Source organism: Bacteroides thetaiotaomicron VPI-5482 (assembly GCF_000011065.1).
Classification (GTDB): domain Bacteria; phylum Bacteroidota; class Bacteroidia; order Bacteroidales; family Bacteroidaceae; genus Bacteroides; species Bacteroides thetaiotaomicron.
The window spans coordinates 1,425,284-1,439,622 of sequence record NC_004663.1 but is presented as its reverse complement, the minus strand read 5'-3'; the positions used below and the strand labels follow the sequence as shown (position 1 = coordinate 1,439,622).

Genomic DNA, 14,339 nt, shown 5'->3' with positions numbered 1-14,339 from the left:
TTGGGATGCTGACAATGACGAGATGATCGGCTTTGTCATTACAAATAATATCATTCTTTTGAAGTGAGAGACGTCTCTCATGGATGACAGACTAAAATGATAGTAAAAAAACAATTCTGTGACAGTCTCCATTTATTTTCTTTTAGGAAGATATTGGAGACTCCTTTCTTTCTGACTAATTTTTATAATTGTAGTCTCGTTGCTTGTTAGGGTGAGAAACCCTTGTTTTTCTCTGTCTTTCTTAATAAATATTCATTTTGTAACCGTTTTCCTTTCACTCTGTAACCGATTATTTTCCACAGGTTATATTTTCGCCTTTTATCCCTTGCTTGATATGTATAGATAACAATATGGTGTATATATCTTGTATAAACCAATAAAAAGAAAGAGAAATCTGCTTTAAAACAGTATTTTTATAAGGAAAGATTTGTGCACCGGAAATAAATTCGTAAATTCGCAAGGTCAAAAGACATAAACTAACGAAATGTTAAACCAAAAACAAACTTCAAATGAAAAAGCATAATTTCAATGCAGGACCTTCCATTCTTCCGCGTGAGGTGATAGAGGATACAGCGAAGGCTATTTTAGATTTCAACGGCTCTGGTCTCTCCCTGATGGAAATCAGTCACCGTGCCAAAGACTTCCAACCTGTGGTTGACGAAGCAGAGGCATTATTCAAGGAATTACTCAATATCCCCGAAGGTTATTCGGTACTGTTCCTTGGTGGTGGTGCTAGTATGGAGTTCTGCATGGTACCTTTCAACTTCCTTGAAAAAAAGGCTGCTTATCTGAATACAGGTGTGTGGGCAAAGAAAGCAATGAAAGAAGCTAAGGGGTTTGGTGAAGTCGTAGAAGTTGCTTCTTCCGCTGAAGCTACATATACTTACATCCCGAAAGATTACACAATTCCTGCTGACGCAGATTATTTCCACATAACTACCAATAACACGATTTACGGTACAGAATTAAAAGAAGATCTCAATTCTCCGGTTCCGATGGTTGCCGATATGTCTTCTGATATTTTCTCTCGTCCGATCGACGTATCCAAATATATCTGTATCTATGGTGGTGCGCAGAAAAATCTGGCTCCTGCCGGTGTTACATTTGTTATCGTGAAGAATGATGCGGTAGGTAAAGTTTCTCGTTACATCCCGTCAATGCTGAACTATCAGACTCATATCGATAACGGTTCTATGTTCAACACTCCTCCGGTAGTGCCTATCTATGCTGCACTGTTGAACCTGCGTTGGATTAAGGCACAGGGTGGTGTGAAAGAAATGGAACGTCGTGCTATCGAAAAGGCTGATATGCTGTACGCTGAAATCGACCGTAACAAACTGTTCGTAGGTACTGCTGCCAAAGAAGACCGTTCACGCATGAACATCTGTTTCGTGATGGCTCCCGAATACAAGGATCTGGAAGCTGACTTCATGAAGTTCGCTACAGAAAAAGGTATGGTAGGTATCAAAGGACATCGTTCAGTGGGTGGTTTCCGTGCATCTTGCTACAATGCTCTGCCGAAAGAAAGTGTACAAGCTTTGATCGACTGCATGCAGGAATTTGAAAAACTTCATTAATAATATAAATAGAGTCACCACAGATTGCACGGATTTACACTGAAATCTTATTGAATATAGTGTGTAGGCCGGTGAAGTCTGTGGTGAATCTTTTTTAAAAGATACAGATAAATTATGAAAGTACTTGTAGCTACTGAAAAACCGTTTGCCAAAGTTGCTGTAGACGGTATCCGTAAAGAAATCGAAGCAGCCGGATATGAGCTTGCTTTGCTGGAGAAATATACCGATAAAGCACAGTTGCTGGATGCAGTGAAAGATGCTAATGCTATCATTATCCGTAGTGATATTATTGATGCAGAGGTGCTGGATGCTGCTAAAGAACTGAAGATTGTAGTTCGTGCTGGTGCCGGATACGATAATGTAGACCTGGCTGCCGCTACCGCTCACAATGTTTGCGTGATGAATACTCCGGGACAGAACTCCAATGCTGTTGCCGAACTGGCTTTGGGCATGATGGTATACGCCGTTCGTAACTTCTATAACGGTACTTCCGGTACAGAATTGATGGGCAAGAAACTGGGTATCCATGCATACGGAAACGTTGGTCGTAACGTTGCCCGTGTAGCTAAAGGCTTCGGAATGGAAGTGTACGCTTACGACGCTTTCTGCCCGAAAGAAGTGATCGAAAAAGATGGCGTGAAGGCACTTGACTCTGCAGAAGAACTGTACAAGACTTGTCAGGTAGTGTCTCTTCATATCCCGGCAACTGCTGAAACGAAGAACTCTATCAACTACGCTCTGCTGAAAGATATGCCGAAAGGCGCTATGCTGGTGAACACTGCCCGTAAGGAAGTGATCAACGAAGCCGAGCTGATCAAATTGATGGAAGACCGTGCTGACTTCAAGTATATGACAGATATCATGCCTGCTGCTAATGCGGAATTTGCTGAGAAGTTCGCAGGACGTTATTTCTCTACTCCGAAGAAGATGGGTGCACAGACTGCCGAAGCGAATATCAATGCCGGTATTGCTGCTGCTCAACAGATTGTCGGTTTCCTGAAAGACGGCTGTGAGAAGTTCAGAGTAAACAAATAATGAGATGAATCGTAAGACTGCTTATCGTTGCTCAGTCACTTATTTGATGATAGGTGCTGGTCATTAAGCAGTATATTTAGAAATATGTTATCAGATTTCGCCCTCGGCTTTTGCGAGGGCGTATCTGTTCTACTAATCTTAAAACATACCATGACTTATGGCTATTATCAAACCTTTTAAAGGCGTTCGCCCTCCACAAGACCTGGTTGAACAGGTTGCTTCCCGTCCTTACGATGTATTAAACTCAGAAGAAGCGCGTACAGAAGCAGCTGGAAATGAAAAATCCCTTTATCATATCATTAAGCCCGAGATTGACTTTCCTGTTGGTACGGATGAACACGATGAACGTGTTTATGAGAAAGCTGCCGAAAACTTCCGGCTGTTTCAGGATAAAGGCTGGTTAGTGCAGGATGCAAAGGAAAACTATTACATCTATGCCCAGACCATGAACGGGAAAACTCAGTATGGACTGGTAGTAGGCGCTTATGTTCCTGACTATATGAACGGTATCATCAAGAAGCATGAGCTTACCCGTCGTGATAAGGAAGAAGACCGTATGAAGCACGTTCGTGTGAACAATGCGAATATCGAACCTGTATTCTTTGCCTATCCCGATAATGCGAAATTGGATACAATCATTCGGAAATACACTGCCGAAAAGCCTGTTTACGACTTTATCGCTCCGGGTGATGGCTTCGGACATACTTTCTGGATTGTTGACCAGGACGAAGATATCGCTGCAATTACTGCAGAATTTGCTAAAATGCCGGCATTATATATTGCCGACGGGCATCATCGTTCCGCTGCTGCTGCTCTGGTAGGTGCCGAGAAAGCAAAGCAAAACGCGAACCATCGTGGCGATGAAGAGTATAACTATTTCATGGCTGTATGTTTCCCTGCCAATCAATTGACTATCATCGACTATAACCGTGTAGTAAAAGACCTCAACGGGCTGACTCCCGAACAATTTCTTGCTGCATTGGATAAGAATTTTGTTGTAGAAGAAAAGGGTACAGATATCTATAAACCGTCCGGTTTGCACAATTTCTCCCTCTATCTTGGCGACAAGTGGTATAGTCTGACGGCAAAGGCAGGTACATACAATGACAATGATCCTATCGGCGTGCTTGACGTTACTATTTCTTCCAATCTGATTTTAGATGAGATTTTAGGAATCAAAGACCTCCGTTCGGATAAGCGTATTGACTTTGTAGGCGGTATCCGCGGTTTGGGAGAATTGAAGAAGCGTGTTGACAGTGGAGAAATGAAAGTAGCTCTGGCTCTTTATCCCGTATCCATGAAGCAATTGATGGATATTGCCGATACTGGCAACATTATGCCTCCCAAAACGACTTGGTTTGAACCGAAACTTCGTTCAGGATTGGTTATCCATAAGTTGGATTAAGACATATTCTATATAGAAAATAGAGCGGTCAATCTCTCACAATCAACAGGACATTTGTGAGAGATTGACCGCTTGTTTTTGTATAAATGACCGCCCGATTCCGTTAAAACGACCACCCGACTACCTCCAATTGACTGCTTGATTGCACCCCATCGACCGTTTGACTGCATGAAATGAAGCGCTCGTTTCAATGAGAAGCTTTAATATTTTCGAACAGCAGATGGAATTTCGTCAAGAAAGCCGTATCTTTGCGGCATGACTGCTGAAGATACTTATAAAACTATCGTCGAACCTTCCGAAGGTATTTATACAGAAAAGCGAAGCAAGTTTATTGCCATCGCCTTGCCTGTGCGTACCCTTGATGAGATAAAAGCGCATCTTGAAACGTATCAGAAGAAGTATTATGATGCACGGCACGTGTGCTATGCTTATATGTTAGGTGCAGCGCGAAAGGATTTTCGAGCCAATGATAACGGTGAACCTTCGGGAACGGCGGGAAAGCCCATTCTCGGGCAAATTAACTCTAATGAACTGACTGATATTCTGATTATTGTAGTCCGTTATTTCGGTGGAATCAAGTTAGGAACGAGCGGACTGATTGTAGCTTATAAAGCAGCTGCTGCCGAAGCAATATCTGCCGCTACCATTATAGAAAAAACGGTAGATGAAGAAGTGACCGTAATGTTTGAATATCCTTTTATGAACGATATCATGCGTATTGTAAAGGAGGAAGAACCGGAAATTCTCAGTCAATCGTACGATATGGATTGCAGCATGACGTTGTGTATTCGTCGTTCCATGATGCCCAAACTGCGTGCACGATTGGAGAAAGTGGAGACCGCAAGGATTCTTGATGAAGAGTAAAATAAAGAAAAATAAGAATATATGGCATTTGAAGCAACAAAAAGAGAATGGTGTGAACTGTATACTTTCTTCCGTCTGCTGACAGAAGGAAAAGTAACGTTGGGTACGGCTAAGGCAAAGAAAGGAGAAATCGACTGGCCTATTGCAATGATTCAACGGGAGGAACATGACGGAACACGCTGCTACTATATAGAAAAAGAGATGGTCCGCATCAAAGGAGAAAATAGTGAGAAATTCGTTCCCCGGGAAGATTTTGGGATTGTGGCAGATTTGATTTTGCAGGCTGTCAAGTCCTCTTCGGAGGATGAAGTCACTTCTCCGGATGGAGTGGAAGAGTTTTTGGATGAAGTCGCAATTTTCGATCTGGAAGCGAAGACGGAAGATCGTACCGATTTTTATATTGCCTTCTGGCATCCGGAGGCACCGTTGAGCGGGTTCAGCGTTCGTTCGCGATTGGGTGCTATGAATCCGCTGTTGGACGGAGGCCGTGCGGCTAACTTGAAACTGGAACAGAGCGGAGTCAAATTTGCAACACCTACGGTGAATAAGATTAATGCGTTGCCGGAAGCCCCTAATGAAGTAGCAGAACGAATGTTGCTGATTGAGCGCTTGGGTGGTGTACTCAAATACTCGGACGTGGCAGATCGGGTATTCCGTAGCAATCTTTTAATGATTGACTTACACTTTCCTCGTGTGCTGACAGAAATGGTGCGCATCATGCACTTGGACGACATCACCCGTATCAGTGAACTGACGGAAGTAATCAAACAGATGAACCCGTTGAAAATAAAAGATGAATTGGTAAACAAACATGGTTTCTATGAGTTTAAAGTGAAGCAATTCCTGATGGCATTAGCCTTGGGTATGCGTCCGGCAAAGATATATACTGGACAGGATTCGGCTGTTGAAGGTATCCTGTTGATGGATGGGAGTGGGGAAGTTCTTTGCTATCACAAGTCAGAGAAACCGGTTATGGAGGACTTCCTGTTCTTGAATACCCGTTTGGAGAAAGGTTCTCTGGATAAGGACAAATACGGCTTTTTGGAAAGAGAGAACGGTACGTATTACTTCAAACTGAATGCAAAGATCGGATTGGTAAAACGATAAATGCAAGTGGTGAACGAGTTGTAAGTATAGTAAATATAGTATATGAAAACGAATGAAGTTTTAGAAAATATCAAAGCACGTCGTAGTGTACGGGCTTATACTGACCGGCAAGTTTCGGAAGAAGACTTACAGGCTATTCTGGAAGCTGCCACTTTTGCACCCAGTGGGATGCATTTGGAGACATGGCATTTTACCGCTATTCAGAATGCAGATAAACTGGCAGAATTGAATGAACGGATTAAAGGCGCTTTTGCTAAAAGCGATGAACCGAAATTACAGGAACGTGGTCATAGCAAGGCGTATTGCTGTTATTATCATGCCCCGACTTTGGTGATCGTGTCCAACGAACCCACTCAATGGTGGGCCGGCATGGATTGTGCCTGCGCGATTGAGAATATGTTTTTGGCTGCCCATTCTCTGGGAATCGGATCTTGCTGGATCAATCAGTTGGGTACGACTTGCGATGATCCCGAAGTTCGTGAATTTATAAGTTCTTTGGGTGTACCGGAGAATCATAAAGTATATGGCTGTGTAGCTTTAGGATATGCTGATCCTAAAATCTCACTAAGGGAGAAAATGGTAAAAGCCGGAACAGTGACTGTTGTCAGATAGAACCAGACTATGTTTTCGACAAACATGGAATGGAATGAAGAGCAGCATGATAACCGTAAGGTTTCGGAGTCGCTTCTTATGTTCATTTAGCTCGGTGCTTATTGGAATACGCTCGGTGCTTAACAAAGGTAAGCCCGGAGCTCACATTTGCTGAGCTCCGGGCTTATTTTTTCATGTACGGATTTCCTTTGAAAGCTTCTTCTTATTCGAACGTTCCGTAGCGGGTCGGCAATAATTTCCGGTCTCCCAACGTATTGTCTACGCGAGCCACATTCACCCAGAACTTATTCTCACGCACACTTTCTATCGGATACGCTGCTTTCTCACGTGTGTAGGAATGTTCCCAGTTGTCATTCACAATTTCATATTCCGGATGCGGGGCATTGATTAACACATTATCATTCTTATCCGCTTCTTCGTTCTTCACTTCCTGAATTTCTTTCCATATATTCAGCATGACGTCTACAAAGTTGTCCAACTCCGCCAGGCTTTCGCTTTCGGTAGGTTCAATCATTAATGTGCCGTGAACAGGGAAAGAGAGAGTCGGTGCATGATAACCATAGTCCATCAGACGCTTCGCAATGTCATTTTCTGAGATACCCGTTTCTTCATGTACTTTGCGGCATTCCAAAATCATTTCGTGTCCTACGAAACCGGTAGCTCCCCGATAAACAATGCCATAAGTATCTTTCAGACAAGCAGCCAGATAGTTGGCATTGAGAATGGCTATTTTAGTAGCTTGGGTCAAGCCTTCGGTACCCATCATCCGGATGTAGCCGTATGTGATAGGCAAGATACCCGCACTGCCGAACGGAGCTGCGGAAACCTGATTTTGCGTACTGCCGAAGATCGAATGTCCCGGTAAGAATGGAACCAGATGCTCAGCTACACAGATAGGACCTACACCCGGACCGCCGCCACCGTGCGGTGAAGCAAATGTCTTGTGCAAATTCAAGTGACAAACGTCTGCACCTATAAATCCCGGATTGGTCAATCCTACCTGTGCATTCATGTTGGCACCGTCCATATATACTTGTGCGCCACAAGCGTGGATGATTTCACAGATTTCCTTTATTTCCGTCTCGAAGATACCATGCGTTGACGGATAGGTGATCATCAGTGCAGCCAGTGCTTCCTTGTTCTCTTCGGCTTTGGCACGTAGGTCGCCCATATCCACGTTTCCTTGCTCGTCGCAAGCGCAGGTGACGGTTTCAAATCCGGCCTGTATGGCAGATGCCGGATTCGTACCGTGTGCCGAAGCCGGAATCAATATTTTGTTGCGATGTCCCTGACCGATGCTTTCAAGATAGGCACGGATAACTCGCAGACCGGCATATTCTCCCGCAGCACCCGAGTTCGGTTGCAGGCTGACACCAGCAAATCCGGTAATAACCTTCAAGTCCTCACTCAAATTGCTGATCAATTCACGATATCCTTCCGCCTGATCTTCCGGCACCAACGGATGCATGCTCATAAATTCCGGACGGCTTAAAGGAAGCATTTCAGCGGCTGCGTTGAGCTTCATCGTGCACGATCCGAGGGAAATCATGGACTGGGCCAATGAAATATCCTTCCGGTCCAGACGCTTGATGTAGCGCATCATTTCCGTTTCCGTATGATAGTTGGAGAACACCTCGTGCGTGAGGAAAGGCGTGGTACGTTTCAGTGCTTTGTCAATATTGCTCTTTTCCGGCACGTCCTCTACCTTCTGATAATCCTTGCCGGCGGCAATGGCGAAGATGGAAAGCAGCACGTTCGTAGCTGCTATGTCCGTTGTCTCATCGATGCTAAAGCCTACGTCACCGTTTTCATAATAGCGCAGGTTCACTTCCTTGCTCAGTGCGATCGTGCGAATCTGCTGCGCCGAAACGTGTTCCGGCAACTCGAAACGCAGCGTATCGAAATATTGTGCATTGACTTGCGTATATCCGAATTTCTTTAATTGCTTGTCGAGGAAGACAGTGATGCTATGAATACGCGAAGCAATCGTTTTGATTCCTTCCTGTCCGTGATATACAGCGTAGAAACCTGCCATCGTAGCGAGTAATGCCTGAGCCGTACAAATATTGGAAGTGGCTTTTTCGCGTTTGATATGCTGTTCGCGTGTCTGCAAAGCCATTCGGTAGCAGAGCTTGCCGTATTTGTCTTTGGACCATCCGATGATGCGTCCCGGCATATTCCGCTTGTACTCGTCACGTGTGGCGAAGTAGCCTGCCGAAGGCCCGCCGTAAAACATCGGTGTACCCAGTCGCTGTGTTGTACCGAATACGATATCCGCTCCCCATTCTCCCGGAGGAGTCAGCAGGGCAAGACTCAGAATATCGGCGGCAACGGCAACTTTGCAGTCTGCTTCATGTGCCTTCTTTGTGAAGTCGGCATAGTCTTCCACATTACCGCTGGAGTTAGGATATTGCAGGATGCAGGCGAAGATTTCCGGTGAGGGTTCAAACTCTTTGTATTTGCCTACCCGCAATTCGATGCCTTGTGGAATGGCACGTGTGGTCATTACTGCCAAGGTCTGCGGGAAGATGTTTTCGTCCACAAAGACTACGTTGGCACCTGCTTTTTGCTGGGTACGCGAACGCAGAGCATACATCATGGTTACGGCTTCGGCGGCGGCAGTCGCTTCATCCAGCAGTGAGCAGTTGGCGAGCGGCATAGCGGTGAGGTCACAGACGGCAGTCTGGAAATTCATCAACGCTTCCAGTCTTCCTTGCGACACTTCTGTCTGATAAGGCGTGTAAGAAGTATACCATACGGGATTTTCGAATACATTCCGTTGGATAACGGCAGGAGTAATCGTATTATACCACCCCAATCCGATGTATGTCGTATACAGTTTGTTTTTACTTGCCAGGTCGGCAATGTGTTTTCCAAATTCGTATTCCGTCAACGGCTTGGCCAGTGCCAGCGGTTCCTTCAGTCGGATGTTGGCAGGGATGGTTTTGTTGATCAGTTCATCCAGTGAGTCTACGCCTATTTTGCGGAGCATCACAGCTGTGTCTTCTTCATTGATGCCGATGTGACGGCTAGCTAACAAATCTGTTTTCATAATTTATGGGGGATGTTTTTAAGTAATAGATAATAAGTAATAAGTAATATCCATGCGGATAAATATACTGGCAGCTACGATTATTACCTGTTACTTATTACCTATTACTTGTATTCTTTTTTTTATCTGAAAAATGGATTCTCTGCCTTCTCCATTCCGATGGTCGTTGGCGCACCATGTCCGGGGTATACGACTGTCTCGTTGGGAAGTACGAATAAACGGCTGCAAATATGATCGATCAGTTCGTCGAAGTTGCCACCCGACAGATCGGCACGACCGATGCTGCCTTGAAACAATACGTCGCCGGAGAACATGCAGTTTTCTTCCTTGCAATAATACACCAGGCTACCGGGCGAATGTCCGGGGACATGGATTGCTTCCAGTTTGGTGTGTCCGAAAGTGATGATATCTCCGTCATGCAGATATTTCCCCAACGGAACCGGTTCTTCCTGCAATTGGAAGCCGAACATACGGCTCTGTTTCGGAGCTTCATCGATCCAGAACTCATCCGCCTTATTGGCTTCTGCCGACAGACCGAACTCTTTCAGCATAAACGGATTGCCGAAGATGTGATCCAGATGTAAGTGAGTATTCAGCAGATGTTTCACTGTTAACTCATTGGTGAGGATGAACTTCTTTAGTGCTTGTTTTTCCTCTTCGTAGAAGCAGCCCGGATCGATGACAACCGCCTCTTTTGTGTCATCCCATAAAACGTAGCAATTTACGGGAAACATATTAAACTCAAATCTCTTTATTTTCATGGTTTTGATAACTCCTGATTCCTATATTTGTGAATATACTACCTTCTTTGTTTCAAAGAACTCTTCCTCGAAGTTTTCGCTCAGGCTGTGGATGACTGTTTTATGCTTGAACGGCATCGTTTCATGCTCCAGTTCGCCTCCTTTGAGACAGATCAGTCCGTTGGGCATAGCATTCTGCTGCTTGGGGGAAATGTTCTTTTTGATGATCTTGATCAGATCCGCCAAAGGCATTACGGCACGGCTCACGACGAAGTCGAACAGTTGTTTTTCCTCTTCGGCACGGGCATGACGGAAAGTGACGTTTTTCAGTCCGATGGCATTGGCCACTTCTGTCGCCACACGTACTTTCTTGCCGATGCTGTCTACCAGATGAAACTTGGTTTCGGGGAACAGGATGGCGAGCGGAATGCCGGGAAATCCTCCTCCTGTACCCAAATCCATGACCTTGGTTCCGGGACGGAATTGAATCACTTTGGCGATGCCTAATGAATGGAGAACATGATGCTCGTACAGATTTTCGATGTCTTTGCGGGAGATAACGTTGATTTTCGCATTCCAGTCGATGTAGAGGTCGTATAGAGCGGCAAACTGTTTACGCTGCTCTTCCGTCAGATCCGGAAAATATTTCAGTATGATTTCCACTTTAAGTATTTTGAATGGTGAATTTTGATTTATAAGTGAAATGAATATCCTTCTGCATCACACGGGGCAATAACAACAGGATATTCATTGGTGTTCAATCTTTTAATAGCTGTTTAATCTTTCAGATCTCCGAGAATTGGGTTGCTGCCCAGCAGATGTTCCATCATAGAGTATGGAATGGTGACTTTGACAGGGCCCATCGAATACGGCGTGATGTCGTATATATTATAGTAGAAGGTGATACCTTCTTTACTCAGATAAAAGTTCTCTGTCGGGGCGATGTCTCCGGTCGAAGCATACCCCATGTCTTCCAGCGCTTCGTGCGTAGTCACTTTGTTGTCGGCCATCAGCTGGTTCCAGATCAGATCTGTCAGGGCTTCCTGGAAGTCGCCTACAAAAATATCATCGAGGCGGAGCGGACGCATCAGAGTGAGATCCATGTTCAGGAAAGTCGACATATACATACCGTGTGCGCCTCCGGTATATTCGTTGTAGTCAACGCGGTATACTAGCAGGTCTTTCTCATATAGTTGCACGTGGCTTTCGATGCTCTTGTAATAGGAGTACCATGCGCCTACCACTGCATCGCTTTCTTTATTCTTTTCGTCTTCGGCGTACATCGGCTCCTGATCGTGGCGATACTCGTCAATGTAATTCTTGGCGTATTGCTTCACTACCGCCTCCGGTTTTTCGCCGATATATTTGTCTCCGAAGCAGACGGAGATGAAGTAAGCGTTCAGACTGTCTTTCAGCATATCATCCGATGACTTGACGGGATAGGCGAAGTTGATGATAATATTGCACGCGGGTTTGGCGGTGTCATTAAAGAGGTGTGCCGTCTCGTTAACCTGTATACTATCGAATTGTAATGCTCCCGTGTTTTTGTTCATCTTGTCATGACAAGAAAACAAAAAGCCGCTTACCGAAAGTATAACCGCAAGCAGACTGACATATTGTTTTTTCATACTCGTTTTTTCTATAAATTCAACATTGATCATATCTATCACTATCGACAAATATAAATGAAATTACCGAATACTGCGAATAAAAAAGGAAAAATATTCAGCTACTTTCTTCGGCAATGTATATAGGGGATGCCATTGTTAATGATTCTTTTTTTCTTGCTTCTGTATCATATGTTACAGTTTTAATCTGTACGCCGTACTTATCTTTGCAGAAAAAAATAGATTATGGAACAGTTACATGCACACGAAGTCCTTCACATGATGGAGGGAAATAGTTATACTGAGGCATCTCTGAGGGCTGCAATCGTAGAGAAGTTTGGCGAACATCAGCGTTTTTATACTTGTTCGGCAGATAATATGGAAGTAGACGAACTGATCGGATTTCTTAAACGAAAAGGGAAGTTCATGCCTGCCGGTGAGGAATTTACGGTCGATATCAGTAAGGTATGCAGTCATTGATTCTCTGTGGCGGACGGTATGATAGATAAGCCAATAGGATAGTTGAGAGAAGAAATGTTAGTAGTTGTAGATTATACCTGTCGTTTTTCATAGATAGGGAAATCCCTATTTGCAAGTAGGAAGAAGTCTTTGCGAAGGGAATTTTCTCATACTACATTTGGGGTATTCAAAAAACTACTAAACTATACCTATTATGAAAAAGAGTCAAATCCTTATGTCTTTGCTGCTGGTGATATTGCTCAGCAGTTGTTATGCAAGCAGAATTACTTATGAGAATTTGAGTATTATCCAACGTGGGATGTCTTCTAAAGAAGTAATAGCCATTATGGGTAAACCGAGCTATCGAAGTTTTGACGAAGAGAGTGAGATGCTGGAATTTCGTACTTCCGAGTCAAGTATTGCAGGAGTCGTTAATATCTGGTTCGTTGATGACCGGGTGACTAAGATGAAAAGTTATTATACCAATGGCTGTATGGACCGGAACAGAGCCATAGAGGATAAGGAAGAGGAGGAATCTGCAAAGAAGGAAAAGAAAGAAAAAGAAGAAACAAGCGCCCGCATACGTGTGACGACGGACGGAAAGCATATCATACAGACCGGTTCCATCATAGTCACTCCGGATGGAAAGCACGAGACGGTGGTCAGTGATTGTGGTGGAGTAATCATAACAGCTTCGGGGGAGCATATACTTGCTCCTTAACGCCTTCCGTCAATTCACCATACCCTTGTCAATACCAAATTTCTCGTCTGTCTGACATTCGCCGGCAGGTTCCACGTGTACTAAGATATCATAGACATTGTCTATAGAGCTTTTTATGCTTTTCTCCACAGCGTCGGCTATCTGATGGGCCTGTGTGATGGTTATCTGCGGATTTACCTCGATATCGAGGGTAATCATATAAAGATTTCCGATCATTCTTGATCTTACCCGGTGTGGATTGCTCGCACCGGGAACTGTTTCTACCGCTTCGAATATCTTATTGTACACATTGACATCTTTGACGCCATCCATCAATTCCACATTCGAATCGATGAAAATGCCAATCGAAGATTTTATGATAAAGAGGCTGATGATTAGTCCTGTGATGGAGTCGAGTATAGGCAGTTTGAATATGAACGTGAATATCAGTCCCAGCAGCACACCGGAGGAAATGATAACATCATTGCGCATATTGATGGCATTGGCCGTCAGCATGGAGCTATCTATCTTTTTCCCTTGTTTGTACTGATATAAAGCCAATAGAAGTTTGCCGATAATCGAAAAGATCGTGACGTATATGGCAATGGCTGACGGAATTTCTTTTGCTTCTTCGGAAAAGATACTTCCGATAGATGATATCAACATTTGCACCCCTGCATAGAATATCACAAGCGAAAGAATTTTAGTCGCAATCCCTTCGGCTTTCTCATAGCCGAATACGTACTTCTTGGAAGGCGGCTGGCTGATAATGCGTGCTGTGAAAATCATGACAATGGAGATGATCACATCCGTTGCCGAATCAATACCGTCGCCTAGCACGGCAAGACTGCCGGCCCATAAACCTACGATGATTTTTGATGTGGAAAGTATGGCATTACCAATAGTACTAATCCAGGAAGTTCTGATTAATATCTGCTCTCTTTTAGCTTTCATGTGATTAAGCCTTTGACATTCCGGTTAGTATATAGCTGCCTTTCAAGTTATTTTCTTTCATATAATTGACTACTTCTATCCGGCAAGCTGACATTAAAGCGTATCCTGTTAAGTTCCCGTTTATAGCTTTAATGAACGAATACTCTGTATCGTTGTGGATGAAAGATATACGATGATATTCCATGACATGATGTATTTAAAAGAACTAATATGTGGTCAAATATACG

The 14,339-nt window shown here is 44.1% G+C and carries 14 protein-coding genes; 8 read left to right on the top strand and 6 right to left on the bottom strand.

Annotated elements, in window-relative coordinates; genetic code table 11:
* Window positions 1-509: 509 nt before the first annotated feature.
* The 6 genes from serC (at window position 510) to BT_RS05800 (ending at window position 6,600) form a co-directional block, all read left to right on the top strand.
* On the top strand, window positions 510-1,577 hold the full coding sequence (gene serC / locus BT_RS05825) for a 3-phosphoserine/phosphohydroxythreonine transaminase (RefSeq protein ID WP_008763483.1): 1,068 nt from the start codon (window positions 510-512) through the stop codon (window positions 1,575-1,577).
* Between the two features lie 114 nt (window positions 1,578-1,691).
* The gene (locus BT_RS05820; RefSeq protein WP_008765870.1) at window positions 1,692-2,612 is read left to right on the top strand and encodes an NAD(P)-dependent oxidoreductase; all 921 of its coding nucleotides are present in this window, start codon (window positions 1,692-1,694) and stop codon (window positions 2,610-2,612) included.
* A gap of 157 nt (window positions 2,613-2,769) precedes the next feature.
* Window positions 2,770-4,017: a DUF1015 domain-containing protein gene (locus tag BT_RS05815; protein ID WP_008763485.1), complete on the top strand. Its 1,248-nt coding sequence runs from the start codon at window positions 2,770-2,772 to the stop codon at window positions 4,015-4,017.
* 255 nt (window positions 4,018-4,272) lie between these two features.
* Window positions 4,273-4,881, top strand: a complete 609-nt coding sequence (locus tag BT_RS05810) for an IMPACT family protein (RefSeq protein ID WP_008765869.1) — start codon at window positions 4,273-4,275, stop codon at window positions 4,879-4,881.
* 21 nt (window positions 4,882-4,902) lie between these two features.
* Window positions 4,903-5,988 carry an HpaII family restriction endonuclease gene (locus BT_RS05805; RefSeq protein WP_008765868.1) on the top strand — a complete coding sequence of 362 codons (1,086 nt, stop codon included), beginning with the start codon at window positions 4,903-4,905 and terminating at the stop codon, window positions 5,986-5,988.
* Between the two features lie 42 nt (window positions 5,989-6,030).
* Window positions 6,031-6,600 carry a nitroreductase family protein gene (locus tag BT_RS05800; RefSeq protein WP_008765867.1) on the top strand — a complete coding sequence of 190 codons (570 nt, stop codon included), beginning with the start codon at window positions 6,031-6,033 and terminating at the stop codon, window positions 6,598-6,600.
* 202 nt (window positions 6,601-6,802) lie between these two features.
* Here BT_RS05800 and gcvP read toward each other — a convergent pair whose 3' ends face one another.
* The 4 genes from gcvP to BT_RS05780 form a co-directional block, all read right to left on the bottom strand.
* Window positions 6,803-9,652 (bottom strand): aminomethyl-transferring glycine dehydrogenase, encoded by a 2,850-nt coding sequence (gene gcvP / locus BT_RS05795; RefSeq protein ID WP_008765866.1) that lies wholly within the window; start codon window positions 9,650-9,652, stop codon window positions 6,803-6,805.
* A gap of 122 nt (window positions 9,653-9,774) precedes the next feature.
* Window positions 9,775-10,413 carry an MBL fold metallo-hydrolase gene (locus BT_RS05790; RefSeq protein ID WP_008763490.1) on the bottom strand — a complete coding sequence of 213 codons (639 nt, stop codon included), beginning with the start codon at window positions 10,411-10,413 and terminating at the stop codon, window positions 9,775-9,777.
* Between the two features lie 21 nt (window positions 10,414-10,434).
* The gene (gene rsmG, locus BT_RS05785; RefSeq protein WP_008765865.1) at window positions 10,435-11,055 is read right to left on the bottom strand and encodes a 16S rRNA (guanine(527)-N(7))-methyltransferase RsmG; all 621 of its coding nucleotides are present in this window, start codon (window positions 11,053-11,055) and stop codon (window positions 10,435-10,437) included.
* 113 nt (window positions 11,056-11,168) lie between these two features.
* A complete protein-coding gene (locus BT_RS05780) occupies window positions 11,169-12,020 on the bottom strand; it encodes a DUF3298 and DUF4163 domain-containing protein (RefSeq protein ID WP_008765864.1) in 852 nt (283 codons plus the stop codon).
* 225 nt (window positions 12,021-12,245) lie between these two features.
* Here BT_RS05780 and BT_RS05775 point away from each other — a divergent pair, with 225 nt between their 5' ends.
* Window positions 12,246-12,479, top strand: a complete 234-nt coding sequence (locus BT_RS05775) for a YecH family metal-binding protein (RefSeq protein ID WP_008763492.1) — start codon at window positions 12,246-12,248, stop codon at window positions 12,477-12,479.
* Window positions 12,480-12,672: 193 nt separating this feature from the next.
* The gene (locus tag BT_RS05770) at window positions 12,673-13,179 is read left to right on the top strand and encodes a hypothetical protein (RefSeq protein ID WP_008765863.1); all 507 of its coding nucleotides are present in this window, start codon (window positions 12,673-12,675) and stop codon (window positions 13,177-13,179) included.
* A gap of 9 nt (window positions 13,180-13,188) precedes the next feature.
* Here BT_RS05770 and BT_RS05765 read toward each other — a convergent pair whose 3' ends face one another.
* Window positions 13,189-14,112, bottom strand: coding sequence for a cation diffusion facilitator family transporter (locus tag BT_RS05765; protein WP_008763494.1), 924 nt, complete (start codon window positions 14,110-14,112; stop codon window positions 13,189-13,191).
* A gap of 4 nt (window positions 14,113-14,116) precedes the next feature.
* Window positions 14,117-14,296: a hypothetical protein gene (locus BT_RS05760; protein WP_008765862.1), complete on the bottom strand. Its 180-nt coding sequence runs from the start codon at window positions 14,294-14,296 to the stop codon at window positions 14,117-14,119.
* Window positions 14,297-14,339 lie beyond the last annotated feature (43 nt).

Excerpts from the sequence above, each read along its gene's own strand:
- serC (WP_008763483.1), top strand. The coding sequence starts at position 510 with ATGAAAAAGCATAATTTCAATGCAGGACCTTCCATTCTTCCGCGTGAG.
- BT_RS05820 (WP_008765870.1), top strand. The coding sequence starts at position 1,692 with ATGAAAGTACTTGTAGCTACTGAAAAACCGTTTGCCAAAGTTGCTGTA.
- BT_RS05815 (WP_008763485.1), top strand. The coding sequence starts at position 2,770 with ATGGCTATTATCAAACCTTTTAAAGGCGTTCGCCCTCCACAAGACCTG.
- BT_RS05810 (WP_008765869.1), top strand. The coding sequence starts at position 4,273 with ATGACTGCTGAAGATACTTATAAAACTATCGTCGAACCTTCCGAAGGT.
- BT_RS05805 (WP_008765868.1), top strand. The coding sequence starts at position 4,903 with ATGGCATTTGAAGCAACAAAAAGAGAATGGTGTGAACTGTATACTTTC.
- BT_RS05800 (WP_008765867.1), top strand. The coding sequence starts at position 6,031 with ATGAAAACGAATGAAGTTTTAGAAAATATCAAAGCACGTCGTAGTGTA.
- gcvP (WP_008765866.1), bottom strand. The coding sequence starts at position 9,652 with ATGAAAACAGATTTGTTAGCTAGCCGTCACATCGGCATCAATGAAGAA.
- BT_RS05790 (WP_008763490.1), bottom strand. The coding sequence starts at position 10,413 with ATGAAAATAAAGAGATTTGAGTTTAATATGTTTCCCGTAAATTGCTAC.
- BT_RS05780 (WP_008765864.1), bottom strand. The coding sequence starts at position 12,020 with ATGAAAAAACAATATGTCAGTCTGCTTGCGGTTATACTTTCGGTAAGC.
- BT_RS05775 (WP_008763492.1), top strand. The coding sequence starts at position 12,246 with ATGGAACAGTTACATGCACACGAAGTCCTTCACATGATGGAGGGAAAT.
- BT_RS05770 (WP_008765863.1), top strand. The coding sequence starts at position 12,673 with ATGAAAAAGAGTCAAATCCTTATGTCTTTGCTGCTGGTGATATTGCTC.
- BT_RS05765 (WP_008763494.1), bottom strand. The coding sequence starts at position 14,112 with ATGAAAGCTAAAAGAGAGCAGATATTAATCAGAACTTCCTGGATTAGT.
- BT_RS05760 (WP_008765862.1), bottom strand. The coding sequence starts at position 14,296 with ATGGAATATCATCGTATATCTTTCATCCACAACGATACAGAGTATTCG.